This window comes from Lentzea xinjiangensis (genome assembly GCF_900110955.1).
Classification (GTDB): Bacteria; Actinomycetota; Actinomycetes; order Mycobacteriales; family Pseudonocardiaceae; genus Lentzea; species Lentzea xinjiangensis.
In genome coordinates this window covers 15,532-28,698 of sequence record NZ_FOFR01000029.1, presented here as the reverse complement: position 1 = coordinate 28,698, position 13,167 = coordinate 15,532, and the positions used below count along the sequence as shown (strand labels likewise).

Annotated in this window: 9 protein-coding genes and 1 pseudogene; 5 read left to right on the top strand and 5 right to left on the bottom strand. The window is 69.2% G+C overall.

Features of this window, described 5'->3' with window-relative positions; translation table 11 throughout:
• Positions 1 to 26: 26 nt before the first annotated feature.
• The 3 genes from BMW88_RS37335 to ccrA all read left to right on the top strand — a co-directional run bounded on the left by BMW88_RS37335 (position 27) and on the right by ccrA (position 4,268).
• Complete coding sequence (locus tag BMW88_RS37335; RefSeq protein ID WP_177221604.1) at positions 27 to 1,961, top strand: condensation domain-containing protein; 1,935 nt, start codon at positions 27 to 29, stop codon at positions 1,959 to 1,961.
• Positions 1,958 to 2,836 (top strand): GNAT family N-acetyltransferase, encoded by an 879-nt coding sequence (locus BMW88_RS37330; protein WP_089960719.1) that lies wholly within the window; start codon positions 1,958 to 1,960, stop codon positions 2,834 to 2,836. Before BMW88_RS37335 ends, BMW88_RS37330 begins: the two co-directional genes overlap by 4 nt.
• Before the next feature lie 76 nt (positions 2,837 to 2,912).
• A complete protein-coding gene (gene ccrA, locus BMW88_RS37325; RefSeq protein ID WP_089960716.1) occupies positions 2,913 to 4,268 on the top strand; it encodes a crotonyl-CoA carboxylase/reductase in 1,356 nt (451 codons plus the stop codon).
• A 28-nt stretch (positions 4,269 to 4,296) separates the two neighbouring features.
• Here ccrA and BMW88_RS37320 read toward each other — a convergent pair whose 3' ends face one another.
• Positions 4,297 to 5,220 (bottom strand): endonuclease/exonuclease/phosphatase family protein, encoded by a 924-nt coding sequence (locus BMW88_RS37320; RefSeq protein WP_089960713.1) that lies wholly within the window; start codon positions 5,218 to 5,220, stop codon positions 4,297 to 4,299.
• Positions 5,221 to 5,366: 146 nt separating this feature from the next.
• Between BMW88_RS37320 and BMW88_RS37315 the strand changes: the two genes are divergently transcribed.
• Both BMW88_RS37315 and BMW88_RS37310 read left to right on the top strand, forming a co-directional pair.
• On the top strand, positions 5,367 to 6,098 hold the full coding sequence (locus BMW88_RS37315; protein WP_089960709.1) for a class I SAM-dependent methyltransferase: 732 nt from the start codon (positions 5,367 to 5,369) through the stop codon (positions 6,096 to 6,098).
• A 123-nt stretch (positions 6,099 to 6,221) separates the two neighbouring features.
• A pseudogene (locus tag BMW88_RS37310) lies at positions 6,222 to 7,358 on the top strand (IS256 family transposase); the annotation flags it as partial.
• A 69-nt stretch (positions 7,359 to 7,427) separates the two neighbouring features.
• Here the strand turns inward: BMW88_RS37310 and BMW88_RS37305 are convergent.
• The 4 genes from BMW88_RS37305 to BMW88_RS37290 all read right to left on the bottom strand — a co-directional run bounded on the left by BMW88_RS37305 (position 7,428) and on the right by BMW88_RS37290 (position 13,025).
• Positions 7,428 to 8,960 carry an ISL3 family transposase gene (locus BMW88_RS37305; RefSeq protein ID WP_089960705.1) on the bottom strand — a complete coding sequence of 511 codons (1,533 nt, stop codon included), beginning with the start codon at positions 8,958 to 8,960 and terminating at the stop codon, positions 7,428 to 7,430.
• Between the two features lie 1,399 nt (positions 8,961 to 10,359).
• The gene (locus BMW88_RS37300; RefSeq protein WP_218148370.1) at positions 10,360 to 10,761 is read right to left on the bottom strand and encodes a VOC family protein; all 402 of its coding nucleotides are present in this window, start codon (positions 10,759 to 10,761) and stop codon (positions 10,360 to 10,362) included.
• Positions 10,758 to 11,345, bottom strand: coding sequence for a helix-turn-helix domain-containing protein (locus tag BMW88_RS37295; RefSeq protein ID WP_218148369.1), 588 nt, complete (start codon positions 11,343 to 11,345; stop codon positions 10,758 to 10,760). The genes BMW88_RS37300 and BMW88_RS37295 overlap by 4 nt, the downstream gene beginning before the upstream one ends.
• A 543-nt stretch (positions 11,346 to 11,888) precedes the next feature.
• Positions 11,889 to 13,025, bottom strand: a complete 1,137-nt coding sequence (locus tag BMW88_RS37290; protein WP_089960702.1) for a sigma-70 family RNA polymerase sigma factor — start codon at positions 13,023 to 13,025, stop codon at positions 11,889 to 11,891.
• Positions 13,026 to 13,167: the final 142 nt, after the last annotated feature.

Genomic DNA, 13,167 nt, shown 5'->3' with positions numbered 1-13,167 from the left:
CAGTGAACGGGCGGCGGGGACCGCTGATGTGGTCCCAGGAGCTGTACTGGTACGTGTACCACGTACCGCTTCCTGTTGCCCACAGCGCGAAGGTCGAGCTGGTTGCCCGGATGCCGGGTCCGGGGGTCGCGGAGAGCGCGGTCCTCGCCGCGGTCCGGAACCTGATGCTCCGGCACGAGGCGCTCCGCACCCTCTACCCGACGGATCCGTCAGGTGTTCCCTTCCAGCTGGTCCTCGACCGGTTCGACGTCCCACCTCCGTTCCGGCGGGAGGGCGACGAGCCGGAGGACGTCGAAGCGGTCTTCGACGCCCTCGTCACGCCACCCATGGACCAGGTCGCGGAACTCCCACTACGACTGGGTTTCACCATGCGGAACGGACGTGTCGCCACGCTCGTCCTGGCGCTGAACCACATCTCCGCTGACGGGACGAGCCTGCCTCTTCTCCGCGCTGACTTGGGGAGATGGCTGGGTTCCCCGGATGCGGAACACCCGTCTCCCGCGGACGGACGGCAGGCGGGCACCCAGCCGCTCGCGCTCGCCCGGCAGCAGCGGTCGGGAACGCACGACTCCTCGCACGCCAAGGCTCTGCGGCATTGCGAAGAGATCCTCTTCGCCGCGCCGGCCGCCCAGTTCCCCCGCTTCCGCTCTGTCAGGGAAACGGATCCGCTCATGGCGGCCGGTGATCCCTACCAGCGGGTGAGCCTTCATTCGCCCCAGCTCTTCGCCGCCTTGAAGAGGCTGTGCGCCCGGCCGGACTTCAGCGCGTCGTCCCGGATCTCCACGGCGTTCGTGATCGCTCTCTCCGCCCTGTCCGGAAACCCCAGGGCCGTGGTCAGGACCACCTTCTCGAACCGGTTCCGGGAGGTCCGGGACTCCGTCGGATGCTTCTTCCAGGAGGCGTTGGTGGCCGTGCACCCGCTTCCGCACCTCACCGTCGCGGAGCTGATGGCCGACACCACCCTGCGGATCTTCGACGGAGTTCGGCACGCGCAGTACTCCTACCTGCGGTTTCGTGACCTGAAGGCACAGGTGGAGGCACAGCGCGGCATCTCGGTCCGGATGGGCACGATCTTCGACTGCGGCGACCGGTTCGAGGAGAAGCTGCGGAGCCCGGACGCCCCGATCTGGCCCGCGGAAGCGCGACCGAGGATGAAGAGGTGCGACTGGGTGATGCCCGAGGAGTACACCGACCTCTTGTTCAAGAGCTATCCGATGGACGGCGACGTGGTCCTGGAGGTCATTGCGCACAAGTCCGTGATCGACCAGGACGAGATCGACGCGCTGCTGACCGGCGTGGAACAGTTCCTCATCGCCTGGGCTGACGGACCGGACCTGGCCGGTGCCACCGTCGCGGAGGTCGTCGAACGGTTCGGGCTGCCGAAGTCCCACTACGGCGAGGGCTGGGCCTACGCCGACCACAGCTGGGTGAACACGGCGAAGCTGGCACGGGTCCTCCGGTCGGCCGAAGGGGTCGAGGCCGCTTCGGTCAGCGTCGTGGAACGCTCTCCGCAGGAGCAGGTCCTCCTGGCCCACCTCGTCGGGACGCCGAGCGGTCAGGAGAGGGTTCGAGCACACGTCCTGGCCGCGCTGCGCGAAGAAGCGGACCTCATGTGCCCGCACGAGTTCGTGTGGTGCGACGAGTTGCCCGAGGCTTCGAGGTCCACGGAGCCCCCCACGACAATCTCCACATCGGACTCACAGACGCGCCACCGGGCGATGCTGACGGCTCTGTCGGCCGTGCTGGGCGACGCCCTGGTGGATCTGGACTCCTCGTACTGCCAGCAGGGCGGTAGCACCGTCCTGGCACCGGCGGTGGTAAAGCACTTGGCACAGCTGGGATTCGTGGGACTGACGTCGGACGACCTGCTCGGACCGTGGCCCTTGCGGGCCGTGGCAGAACTCTGCACACCGCACGACGACTCGGTCGCCGCCATGGCGCCGAAGAACGGAAGTCGATGAATCTCGAGACCGCTCGGCTGGAACTGCTGCCGCTCGACCCCGGCCGCCATGCCGAAGCGCTGCACGCCGTGTACGGGAACGCGGCGGTTATGCGGTGGTGGACCTGCCCTCCGACCGGCTCGGTGGAGCAGACGCGCCGGCTGCTCGCCGACGAGCTGGCGAGGCCCGGTGCGACGTTGTGGGCGTTGCGCCGGACCGAGGACGACCTCGTGATCGGCATGGCCGGTCTGCTCGGTGGCGTCGCGATCCCAGGCCTGACGTGGATCCTGGCCGAACAGGTCTGGGGACACGGGTTCGCCACCGAGGCGGCCACTGCGGTCGTCGACCACGCCTTCCAGCACGCCGGGTACGACCGGGTGGAAGCGTGGGTCGAGTCGAGCAACACCCGCTCGACGGCGGTGTGCCGGAAGACCGGACTGATCGAACGCGGCCGGTTGCCCCAGCGGTACGAGCACCGGGAAAAGCCGCACGAGACGGTCGTGTTCGGTCGTGCGAAGAAGCCGGACCCGATCTCGGTGCTGCACCTCGATCCGGTGCTCCCGGTCGCCGATGTGCCGGCCACGGTGGAGCTGTTGCGGGCCGCCCTGAAGGCCAGGGTGTCGTTCACCGCGGGCGAGCCGGCCGACGTGGCCGGGCTCGTCTTCGGCCCGTGGAGCACTGGGCCCGGCGTGCGCCTGGTCCGGCGTCCGGCCCAGGAGTGCGCGCCGCTGGAGTTCACCCTCGACGTCAGCGCCGGCTTCGCCGACCTCCACCAGGCGGTGGTGGCCTCGAGCGTCACCGGGATCGAACCGCCCGCCGACAGGCCGTGGGGAACTCGCGAGTTCGCGTTTCGGCTGCCGGAGGGGCACCGGATCGTGGTGAGCACGCCGGGCTGACGCTCGCGTCGAGCTCCGCCAAGACACGTCGTCCGACAGAACGCGTCCGTTGTCCGTTGCGACCCAAGGAGAGGCCATGAACGTGCTGTCTGAGGCGGTGCTCGCCGGCGCGGGGGAGGAGGAGATCGAGCGTTCCCCGTTGCCGCGGGAGTACGTCGCCGCGCACCTGCGCGCGGAAGACGTCGCGATGTTCCGCGGAGTGGCGGACAAGGACGTGCGCAAGTCGTTGCACGTGGGCGTCGTCCCCATGCCGGAACTGGCGCCGGACGAGGTGGTCGTGGCGGTGATGGCCAGCTCGATCAACTACAACACCGTGTGGTCGGCGATGTTCGAGCCAATCCCCACGTTCCGCTTCCTGCGGCAGTTCGCGGCCCAGGGACACTGGGAGCGGCGGCACGACCTCCCCCGCCACGTGGTGGGCTCCGACGCCGCGGGCGTGGTCGTCCGCGTGGGCTCCGGGGTGCGGCGCTGGCGAGCGGGTGACCACGTGGTGGTCAACCCCGCCTACGTCGACGACCAGGAGGCGGGCTCGCACGACGACGGCATGCTCGGCGCCGAGATGCGCGCGTGGGGTTTCGAGACGAACTTCGGCGGGCTGGCGGAGTACGCGCTGGTGCGGGCCAGCCAGCTGGTGCCGAAACCCGCGCACCTGACGTGGGAGGAGGCCGCGGCCAGCCCGCTGTGCGCCGGCACCGCCTACCGGATGCTCGTCGGTGACCACGGGGCCAGGATGAAGCAGGGCGACGTCGTGCTGATCTGGGGCGCCGCCGGTGGTCTGGGCGCGTACGCGGTCCAGTTCGTGAAGAACGGCGGGGGGATCCCGATCGGCGTCGTCGGCTCCTCCGGCAAGGCCGAGGCCCTGCGCAGGCTGGGGTGCGACGTCGTGGTCGACCGCCGCGAGATCGGCTTGGACGACACCACGGGCGACGATCCGGCCAAGGTGATCGAGGTCGGCAAGCGGCTCGGCGCCGAGATCCGCCGTCAGATCGGCCGGGATCCCGACATCGTCTTCGAACACGTGGGACGGGCGACGTTCGGTGTCTCGGTGTTCGTGGTGCGGCGCGGCGGCACGGTCGTCACGTGCGGGTCCAGCACCGGTTACCAGCACACGTTCGACAACCGGTACCTGTGGATGAGGCTGAAGAAGGTCATCGGCAGCCACGCGATGAACCTCCAGGAGCAGGTCGAGACCAACCGGCTCATCGCGAGCGGCGCGGTGGCCCCGACCATGTCCGCCGTGTACCCGCTGGCCGAGGTCGGCGAGGCGGCCAGGCTCGTGCAGACCAACGGTCATCTCGGGAAGGTCGCCGTGCTGTGCCTCGCTCCCGAGCGTGGGCTCGGCGTCACCGACCCGGCCCTGCGCGCCCGGATCGGCGAGAACCGGATCAGTCCGCTGATGTCCCTGGCGACCGCGGAAGGTGCGACGACGTGAAACACACCGCAAGAGCCCTCGGCACTGCTCAGGCGGCGGGCAGGCGGATCTTGGTGAGGATCGCCCGGTGGTCGCTGCCCGCGACGTCGACGATCTCGTAGCGCGTGACCGCCGTGGCGGCCGGTACGAACACGTGGTCGATGTGGATGCCGGCCCAGCGGGGCAGGCTCGCGGGGAACGTGGCCACCAGGCCCTGGCCCGTCCCGTCGGCGGCGCTGCGGCAGGGGCCTACGAGCTCCTGCAGGCAGGCGTGGTCGGCGGTGGCGTTGAAGTCGCCCGCGATGATCGGGGCGACAGGCCCGTGCGCCCAGCGGGCCAGATGACCGACGTCCGAGCGCCAAAGGCGCACTCCGGCGACGGTGTCCGGGGGAGCGGTGTGCGCGGCGATGAGGCTGCGCCGCCCGAGGACACCACCGGTGGCGCGCAGGTGGCGGAAGTACAGCTCCGGGCCGGACTTCACGTCGATGTCGCCCGCCCGCGGCCCGGCGAGCAACACGACGCCGGCGCCGTCGACCTCACCCGGCTGGATCGACACCCAGGCGCGGTAACCCATTCCGTCGATCAGCGGCATGAGCTTGTCGCGGAAGTCCCAGCCGGCCTCGGAGAGCGCGACGAAGTCAGGACGGGCGCGTTCGATCAGCGTGGCGAGAGCACTGGTGTCAGCTCGTCCGTGCAGCACGTTCGACGCGAGGATTGTCAGGTCGTCGACGCTCGCGGCGGCCATCGGGCGGCGGCGGGCGCGGCGGAGCAGACCTGGGACGGCGGCGCCCGCGATGAGACCGAGCAGCGTCGCGGTGGGCCGCGCCCGCCTGACCGGTGCCAGCGCCACGGCGGCCGCCGCGGTGGCGACGGTGAGGTGCGGGCGGGCCGCGGCGATCATCGTCATCGGGTAGCGGTGATCGAGGCGAAGGCGATCGCCGTGCAGGGCGGCGGCCAGTGCGACCAGGAACACGCGGGATGTCACATCCCCGCCAACGACGACGGCACAGCACGAGTTCCGCCTCTCGGACGCCGGGTGTGCAGCTCGTGTCGAAGCGGCAAGTGGATCGCTGTGGTGATTATGCGGTCCCGACGCCCCCGACCCCGTGGCAGGTGAGCATGTCCCAAACTCCACTCGACCCGACAGAGGCCCGCGACTTCGCCGGAGCCTGGCGGCTCGCGCAGGTGATACCCGGCTGGTTGACCGAGGCGCAGGCACGCGTCCTGTGGGAAGCAGCCCTCCGGTTGCCCGCGGGCAACCGGATCCTCGAGATCGGCAGCCATCAGGGCCGGTCGACGACAGTGCTCGGCACAGCGGCGCGCAGGGTCGGCGCGACGGTCGTGGCGATCGACCCGTTCGTCGAAGGCCGGCTGTTCGGCGGCAAGCCCACCCGCAAGAGGTTCGAGCAGAACATCGCGGCCGCGGGCCTCAAAGGCGTTGTCGAGCTGATCCCCGGCTACAGCACCGAGCTGAGGCCGGACTGGCACCGGCCGATTGATCTGCTCTACATCGACGGCAAGCACGACTATTGGACGTTCACCGACGACCTGCGCTGGTCGGCACACCTGACGCCCGGCGGCGAGATCTTGGTGCACGACTCGTACTCGTCGATCGGCGTCACAAGCGGCATCCTGGCGAAGATCCTGTTCGGCTCGCGGTACACCTATCAGGACCGCACGGGCTCACTGGCGCGGTTCCGCGCGACGGTCCCGCATCCGGCGGAGCGGGTCCGGGTGCTGGCGGAGATACCGTGGTTTCTGCGAAACGTGTTCATCAAGGTGCTGCTGCGACTGCGGCTGCGCCCGGTGGCGCGCGTGTTCGGCCACGACGACCCATACGACCCGTACTGACCGCCGGTGTCGCGTATTTCCTGCTCATCAGACGAATGCAGTGATCTGGCGAGGGGTGCGGCGGTGTCAGCCACGGACGAGCACGACAGAGCCGAGCCGACCATCCCGAAGCTTGATCCGTCCACGACCGGGACTGTAAAACGAGCGCTCGAGGGCGAGATCACTGATCACCTCGGCTATGACAAGCACGATCCGGCCGGGCGTGGGACCGGTAACTCGCGTAACGGCACCCGTTCGAAGACGGTGCTCACCGATGTCGGGCCGGTCGAGATCGACGTGCCGCGGGATCGGGACGCGAGCTTCGAGCCGAAGATCGTCGCGAAGCGGCAGAGGCGTCTGGGTGGCGTGGACGAGATGGTGATCTCGTTGGCCGCCAAGGGTTTGACCACTGGAGAGATCTCCGCGCATCTGGCGGAGGTCTATGGCGCCGAGGTGTCACGGCAGACCATCTCCACGATCACTGACAAGGTGATCGAGGGCATGATCGAATGGCAGAACCGGCCTCTCGACGCGGTGTACCCGGTGATCTTCATCGACGCTATCCACGTCAAGATCCGGGACGGGCAGGTGGCCAACCGGCCGATCTACGTCGCGCTCGCCGTCACCTGCGAAGGACGGCGCGACATCCTCGGGTTGTGGGCCGGCGACGGCGGCGAGGGCGCCAAATACTGGCTGCACGTGCTCACCGAGCTCAAGAACCGGGGCGTGGCCGACGTGCTCATGGTGGTCTGCGACGGGCTGACCGGCCTGCCCGACGCGATCACCACCGTCTGGTCGCAGACGATCACCCAGACCTGCGTGGTTCACCTGCTGCGCAACAGCTTCCGCTACGCGGGCCGTCAGCATTGGGACGCGATCGCCAAGGCGCTCAAGCCCGTCTACACCGCGCCGACCGAGGCCGCCGCGAAGGAGCGGTTCGCCGAGTTCACCGAGGCCTGGGGCGCCCGCTATCCGGCGATCGTTCGCCTGTGGGACAACGCCTGGGCGGAGTTCGTGCCGTTCCTGGCGTTCGACCCGGAGATCCGGCGGGTGATCTGCTCGACCAACGCGATCGAGAGCGTCAAGGCCCGCATCCGCCGCGCCGTCAAAGCCCGCGGGCACTTCCCCAACGAGCAGGCCGCGCTCAAATGCGTCTACATGGCCATCATGAGCCTGGACCCGACCGGCGCCGGCCGCAAACGCTGGACCCTGCGTTGGAAACCCGCGTTGAACGCCTTCGAGATCGCCTTCGACGGCCGCCTGGCCGCCGGACGCAAGTAGTTTCCTTCAACCCGAGTTACACCGTTCGTTTGGCTCTGGCTCGTAGTCGGTGGTGACATGGAGTGGCGGTCAGGGCAGAAGGATGCGGTGGCGGAGAAGGTCGAATCCGGCGCGTCCGTGCATCTGTCTCATGATCGTCTTGGTGCGGGTGTTGACGCCTTCGGTGCGGTCGTTGTGGTAGGGCAAGGTGACGGCACTGTCCACAGCGGACCGGTCGATCTCGAGGCCATTGGTGAGACTGTGCAGATGCGGCAGGTCAGCGGCGCGAGCCTGCACGATCCACTCGGTGAGTTTCACGTCGTTGCCCGCGGCCGGTGTCATCAGCGCGGCGAAGCCGCGTATCAGACTGGCGAGTGCGGTCATCTCGGGACAGGCAGCGGCGATCTTGTCCAGCAGGGCGGTGTCGTTCGGGGGCAGGTTCTCAGGTTTGGTGAGCAGGAGGCGGTTGGCGTGACGGGCGGTCGTGACGGGGCGATCGCCGTCGGCTCGGCCGTGGTTGAGGTAGCGGACCAGCAGGTTGGCGCTGCCGGTGTAGCCCAGTTCGCGGATCTCCGCGAGCAGCCGGGTGACAGGGACCGCGGGATCGGCCGCGCGGCGGGCACGTAGATGATCCCGGTAGGGGTCGACCAGGGTCGGGCGGTAGGTCGGGGTGATGCGCATGGCCTGGGGCTCGGGCATGCGTGCGTAGCGTTTGACCGTATTCAGGGCAACGCCGAGGCGGCGGGCGCAGTCGAGCAGTCCGACCCCGTGGCCGAGTAGATCGTGGATCTTGTGCCAGCGTTCGCGGATGGTCTGCTCGTGGACGCCGCCGGGGCGGGGCGGGTTGACGGTGGCCCAGCATCCGGCGTGCGCGCGGACCTCGAGCAGGACCTTGTCGCAGAGGTTGCGCCACAGGTGCCATCGGTCACTGACCTGCACCGCGTCGGGCAGTGCCCGGCGGACGGCTTCGGCGTAGGTGGCCGAGCCGTCCCGGCACACGACCTCGACACCGGGGTGCTCACGCAGCCACGACTCCAGGGCCGCCGCGTCGCGGCCAGGCAGGACGGCGACCCGCCGGCCGGTCTCGGCATCGATGATGATCGTGGCGTAGCGCTGACGGCGGCGCAGGGCGAAGTCGTCCACGCCGATCACCCGCGGAGTAATCAACCGGGGCAGCGGCAAGCGCCGCAAACGGCGCACCGCAGTGCTGCGGGACATGGGCACAGCGAGCAGGCCGGCCAGGCGTGCCGCCGCCCGGCCACATAACTCTCGCGCCACATGGGATATCTGCCGGACCAGCCGCACCGTGCGACGCTGGTGGCGTTCCAGCAGGCCCGGAATCTGTTCCCGGAACGTCTGCCGCGGGCAGTTCAGAGCCGGGCAGGCCAGCCGCCGTATACGCAGCAGGACGACGACCTCGCGGCCGTCGACCGGCACATCCTTCACCGTCCGCTGGTGATACCCGTGCACCTTCGCCGTCGCAGTCCCGCAGACCGGACACGGTACGGCACCATCCCGAGTGCGGGCCGTGATCATCACTATGCCGCCGCTCTCCGTCACGTCCTCGATAACCAACGCCGACAGACCAGAGAACACCGTCTCCACAAGGGAATCGACAGCCATCACAAGATCATGATCGCGAACACCTACTGGCCGTCACCACCGACTACGAGCCAGAGCCAAACGTGTGTTTTACAGTCCCTCTCCGCGTGCGCGGCGAGCACAGCCGCACCGGCAGCGAGGTGTACGCGGTCGCGGGACCCCCGCGTGCGCGGGGAGCACGACAGGCACGAACGCCGTGACGTCCTCGGTCAGGGACCACCCCCGCGTGCGCGGGGAGCACCCGGTGGTCAGCTTCATCATCGGGCAGATCCGGGGACCACCCCCGCGTGCGCGGGGAGCACTTGCGGATGCGGCTGACCAGCAGTCCGAGCGGGGGACCACCCCCGCGTGCGCGGGGAGCACCTTCTTGCAGGACCACAAGACGCGTAAGCGCAGGGACCACCCCCGCGTGCGCGGGGAGCACGGTCGCGTGATCGACACGTTCCCGCGCGACGAGGGACCACCCCCGCGTGCGCGGGGAGCACCACGCCGTTCCCTGGCGCGTGGGCGGCGTGGTGGGACCACCCCCGTGTGCGCGGGGAGCACGAGCGGTTCCGCGAGCTCGGCGGCCGCGCCTCGGGACCACCCCCGCGTGCGCGGGGAGCACGTCCTGGTCGGTACCGCTGCTGCGGCTGCTGACGGACCACCCCCCGCGTGCGCGGGGAGCACGCTCTCGTCACGGCGAAGCTGTGGGTGAAGCGGGACCACCCCCGCGTGCGCGGGGAGCACTTCAGTTGTGGGCTGGGAAACCCTGACTTCTCGGGACCACCCCCGCGTGCGCGGGGAGCACACCGAACTGGCGTGGTCGCGCATGGCGCGGCTGGACCATGCCCGCGTGCGCGGGGAGCACCTTTCCCTTCCACTTCCGGCGCTTTCTTGATCGCGGACCATCCCCGCGTGCGCGGGGAGCACCAACTCCGACACGTCGTTATCCACGACGAGCAGGACCATCCCCGCGTGCGCGGGGAGCACGCCAGGGGAGTGGTTGGAGCAGTCCGCGGCACCGGACCATCCCCGCGTGCGCGGGGAGCACACTTGTTGACCAGCGCAGTTGCGGAGTCTAGTGCCGATTCAGCTTCAAGTTGTTCGGCGCCGCGGTGCCGGAGGCGACCACGGCTCCGGCCTGGGCACAGTCCGCTGGCCAGTCGAACGCACCTTCGCCTGCTCGAAGGCTTCCGACGACTCCGCGTCCGCACCGAGCGACGAGCCGACGTCCACCAAGCCATGCTCAGCCTCCCCCGCTCGATCATCTGCCTGCGCAAACTCATTTTGAACTGATCACTCAACTGTCGAGAACGCCCGACTTCGCGCCGAACTGGCCGGCAGGAGCCAGATGACCACCCTGGACGACCATCGTCACGTGCGCGCACCCCCGGGACAGCATCCTTGCCGCCGTCCCGGTAACCGGGTGCCTCGGGACTTATCGAGGTTCCCCGCTGATGACCCAGAGGTGGCCGAACGGGTCCTTGACCCTGCCTTGTCGCTTGCCATAGGGGCGGTTCTCGACGGGGATCACGATCTCAGCCCCGTGCTGCGCCATGCGGTCCGCTGTCACGTCAGGGTCCGCCACGGTGACCGTGATGAGGACCGGCGAGCCGCCCAACGACCCGGGATCGTCCCACCCCCAAGCTGCGATGCTCTGCGCCAGGGAAAGAACTGCTGAGCCCAGCGTGAGTTCGGCGTGGTTCACAACGCCACGGTCGTCGGCGATTCGGATGTTCAGCTTGGCTCCGAGTGCCTGGGTGTAGAAGTCGATCGCCGCGTCGGCGTCGGAGACCAGGAGCTTGGGGTGCAGTTCACTAATCATGCCCCCGATGATCATCGGGAAGGGCGCTGCCAGCCTTGTAGATTTCGGCCCTCTTCGGCGAGCCAGGCGGTCGGTGTTGTGTGCATGAGGTCGCGGAAGTCACGCACGAGGTGACTCTGGTCGTGGTAGCCGGACTCGGCTGCCACCTGGGCCCACGAGTACGCTCCGGCGACGGCGCGGCTCACGGCGGACCCCAATCGTGCGACACGGGACGCGAACTTGGGAGTGATCCCGAGCGAACCCTGCATCACGTATCGCAACCGGCGAGAGCTCAGGTGCGCGTGTCGAGCCAGGGTCTCGACCGGCGTCGTCCCGCCGCTGGTTTCGATCAGGTCCAGTGATCGAAGGGCGTCTTCGGACACCACGACACGATCAGCCCGCCTCAGGTGCTCAAGGAGACGGACACGCATGACCGCCTCGCGGTGACCGGCGGGGTGGTTGGACAACTCGTCGCACAACGAGCCAACCCACGGCAGGACGGCATCGGCGCCCACGCCGCCAGCGTCGACCTCGCTCAGCGGCACCCCGGCGAGCCGTTGCAACGCCGAGGGCGACAACTCGACGTAGACCATCGGCTGCTGCGACCGCAGGGTCACCATCGGACTCGCCACCCCGGGCCGCATCAATCCGGCCACAACCGCCTGAGCACTCCGAGTGTGTCCGTCGTAGTGAATCTCGATTGGGGCGCCCAGACTGACGACCAGTCGCACGGACAGAGCAGGGACGGCCCGGTGCAGGCGCGGGCGACCCGTGTGCCCACTGGCGGCCACCACACCGACGCCCGCCGCACGACATGCCTGACGCAGCTCCACCATCGCATTGTCACACGCTCCGGACCTTGAGCCCGTGGCTCGTCGGTCCGGAGGGGTCAGGAGCGCGTCGCCATGTCCCGCCGTGGAATACCCCTCGTACGCGCAACGAGGCGACGGCGGCCCCTTCGACAGGCTCAACGGAAGTCCGCGACGTGGTCGTGCCTTGAGCGAACGGTGACGGTGGGCTGGCCGCGCGACGGAACTTCGCTGACTGGGACGAGCATGGACAACCGCCCGATCCACCAGATCCCGTCGCCTGAAGGGGAGTGACGGTCAGGTTCGTGACCGAGGATTTCGGCGTCGACGAAATTGATCCTGTCGGCTCCGTTGTCAGCGGGGCCGGGATGGCGTGGTGCGGTTCAGCCACCGCTGGTCCTCGTGGTCCGTAGGCACGGGCACCACGACCCGGCCAGCCGACTGCGGAGCGGAGGTACCGTGGCTTTCCTGCAGCAGGGGCGCGGCTGATACGTCACCCTGCTCGGCACCTCGGTGTGACGCTCGATGCTGTGTTGCATGCAGCTGGTCCGCCGCCGTGTCGGTGCGGTGTCGGGGTGCGAGCGCGGCGGTCGCTGTTTCCCCCGTGGCGCGCGGCGCTTCCGGGCCGGGCTGGTTGACGGGCAGCGCGGCGAGAGGCGTCGCGACGGCTGGGGCGGTGGCTTGGGGCGTGTCCTGAGATGAGGCGGTCGGCGTTGTGGCGGGTTCCGGGACGGCGGTCCCTGTGGGGGTGGGCCCAGCCGGTGAGGAGACCATGCCGGAGGTGGGGTCGGGATGTTGTGGCGCGACCGGCATGAGTGTGGGACCAGCGGGAGACGGCGCCTGCGCTGCGACGGGTGGCAGGGAGGGCTGCTGGGGCAGCGGGGTGTGGTGGGGCAGCGAGACCACGTAGATCGCGGCAGCTGCGGTCAGCGCGACCGGTGTGGTGACCGCTGTCGCGGCCGTGTGACGGGTCAACCGCGCGAGGGTCCCGGCCAGGACGACGGCGGCGCTGGCGGCGAGGTGACGCAGCAGGCGACGGGCCCGGGTCAGGTGGGACTGCACCGAGCGGCAGGTCAGTCCCGACTGGGCGGCGATGTCCTCGGTGCTGAGCCCGGCGGCTACCAACCGGCACACCCGTCGGGTGTCCTCAGGCAGTTCGTCCAGTGATTTGGCTAGCCAGCGAGCCAGGCCTTGGTCGGTCACCACGTCGGCGGGTCCGGGTGCGTCCGGCACGATGGTCCGGGGGTGAGCCAGGGCGCGCTGTTCCCGGTCGGCGCGGCGCAGCTGGTCCAGCAGCTTGCGGCGCGCGGTTACCGTCAGCCACGCCCGCACCGCCAGTACCTGCTCGGCGTCGGGGTCGGCCTGCTTGACCAGGAGCGCCAGCAGCGCCTCCTGCACGCAGTCCTCGGCATCCGCCCATGACAGCCCTTCCCGCCGCAACCGCCGGACCACCTGCTCCACCACAGCGGCCAGATCATCGGACTCCTTCACGGCAGACCTCCCCGATCGTCATGATCCCCACACGGATGACGTCGCCGCGGTTCCCACTCCTGTGACACCGACACGACGTGGTTGACACGATCGTGTGCAATCCGAACGTCAAAGGCTTAGTACTCCAGCCGCACTTCGTAGT

Bases quoted from the DNA above. Each gene is read 5' to 3' on its own strand.
- BMW88_RS37335 (WP_177221604.1), top strand. From the start codon at position 27: ATGTGGTCCCAGGAGCTGTACTGGTACGTGTACCACGTACCGCTTCCT.
- BMW88_RS37305 (WP_089960705.1), bottom strand. From the start codon at position 8,960: ATGGCTGTCGATTCCCTTGTGGAGACGGTGTTCTCTGGTCTGTCGGCG.
- BMW88_RS37295 (WP_218148369.1), bottom strand. From the start codon at position 11,345: ATGGTGACCCTGCGGTCGCAGCAGCCGATGGTCTACGTCGAGTTGTCG.
- BMW88_RS37330 (WP_089960719.1), top strand. From the start codon at position 1,958: ATGAATCTCGAGACCGCTCGGCTGGAACTGCTGCCGCTCGACCCCGGC.
- BMW88_RS37300 (WP_218148370.1), bottom strand. From the start codon at position 10,761: ATGATCATCGGGGGCATGATTAGTGAACTGCACCCCAAGCTCCTGGTC.
- ccrA (WP_089960716.1), top strand. From the start codon at position 2,913: ATGAACGTGCTGTCTGAGGCGGTGCTCGCCGGCGCGGGGGAGGAGGAG.
- BMW88_RS37315 (WP_089960709.1), top strand. From the start codon at position 5,367: ATGTCCCAAACTCCACTCGACCCGACAGAGGCCCGCGACTTCGCCGGA.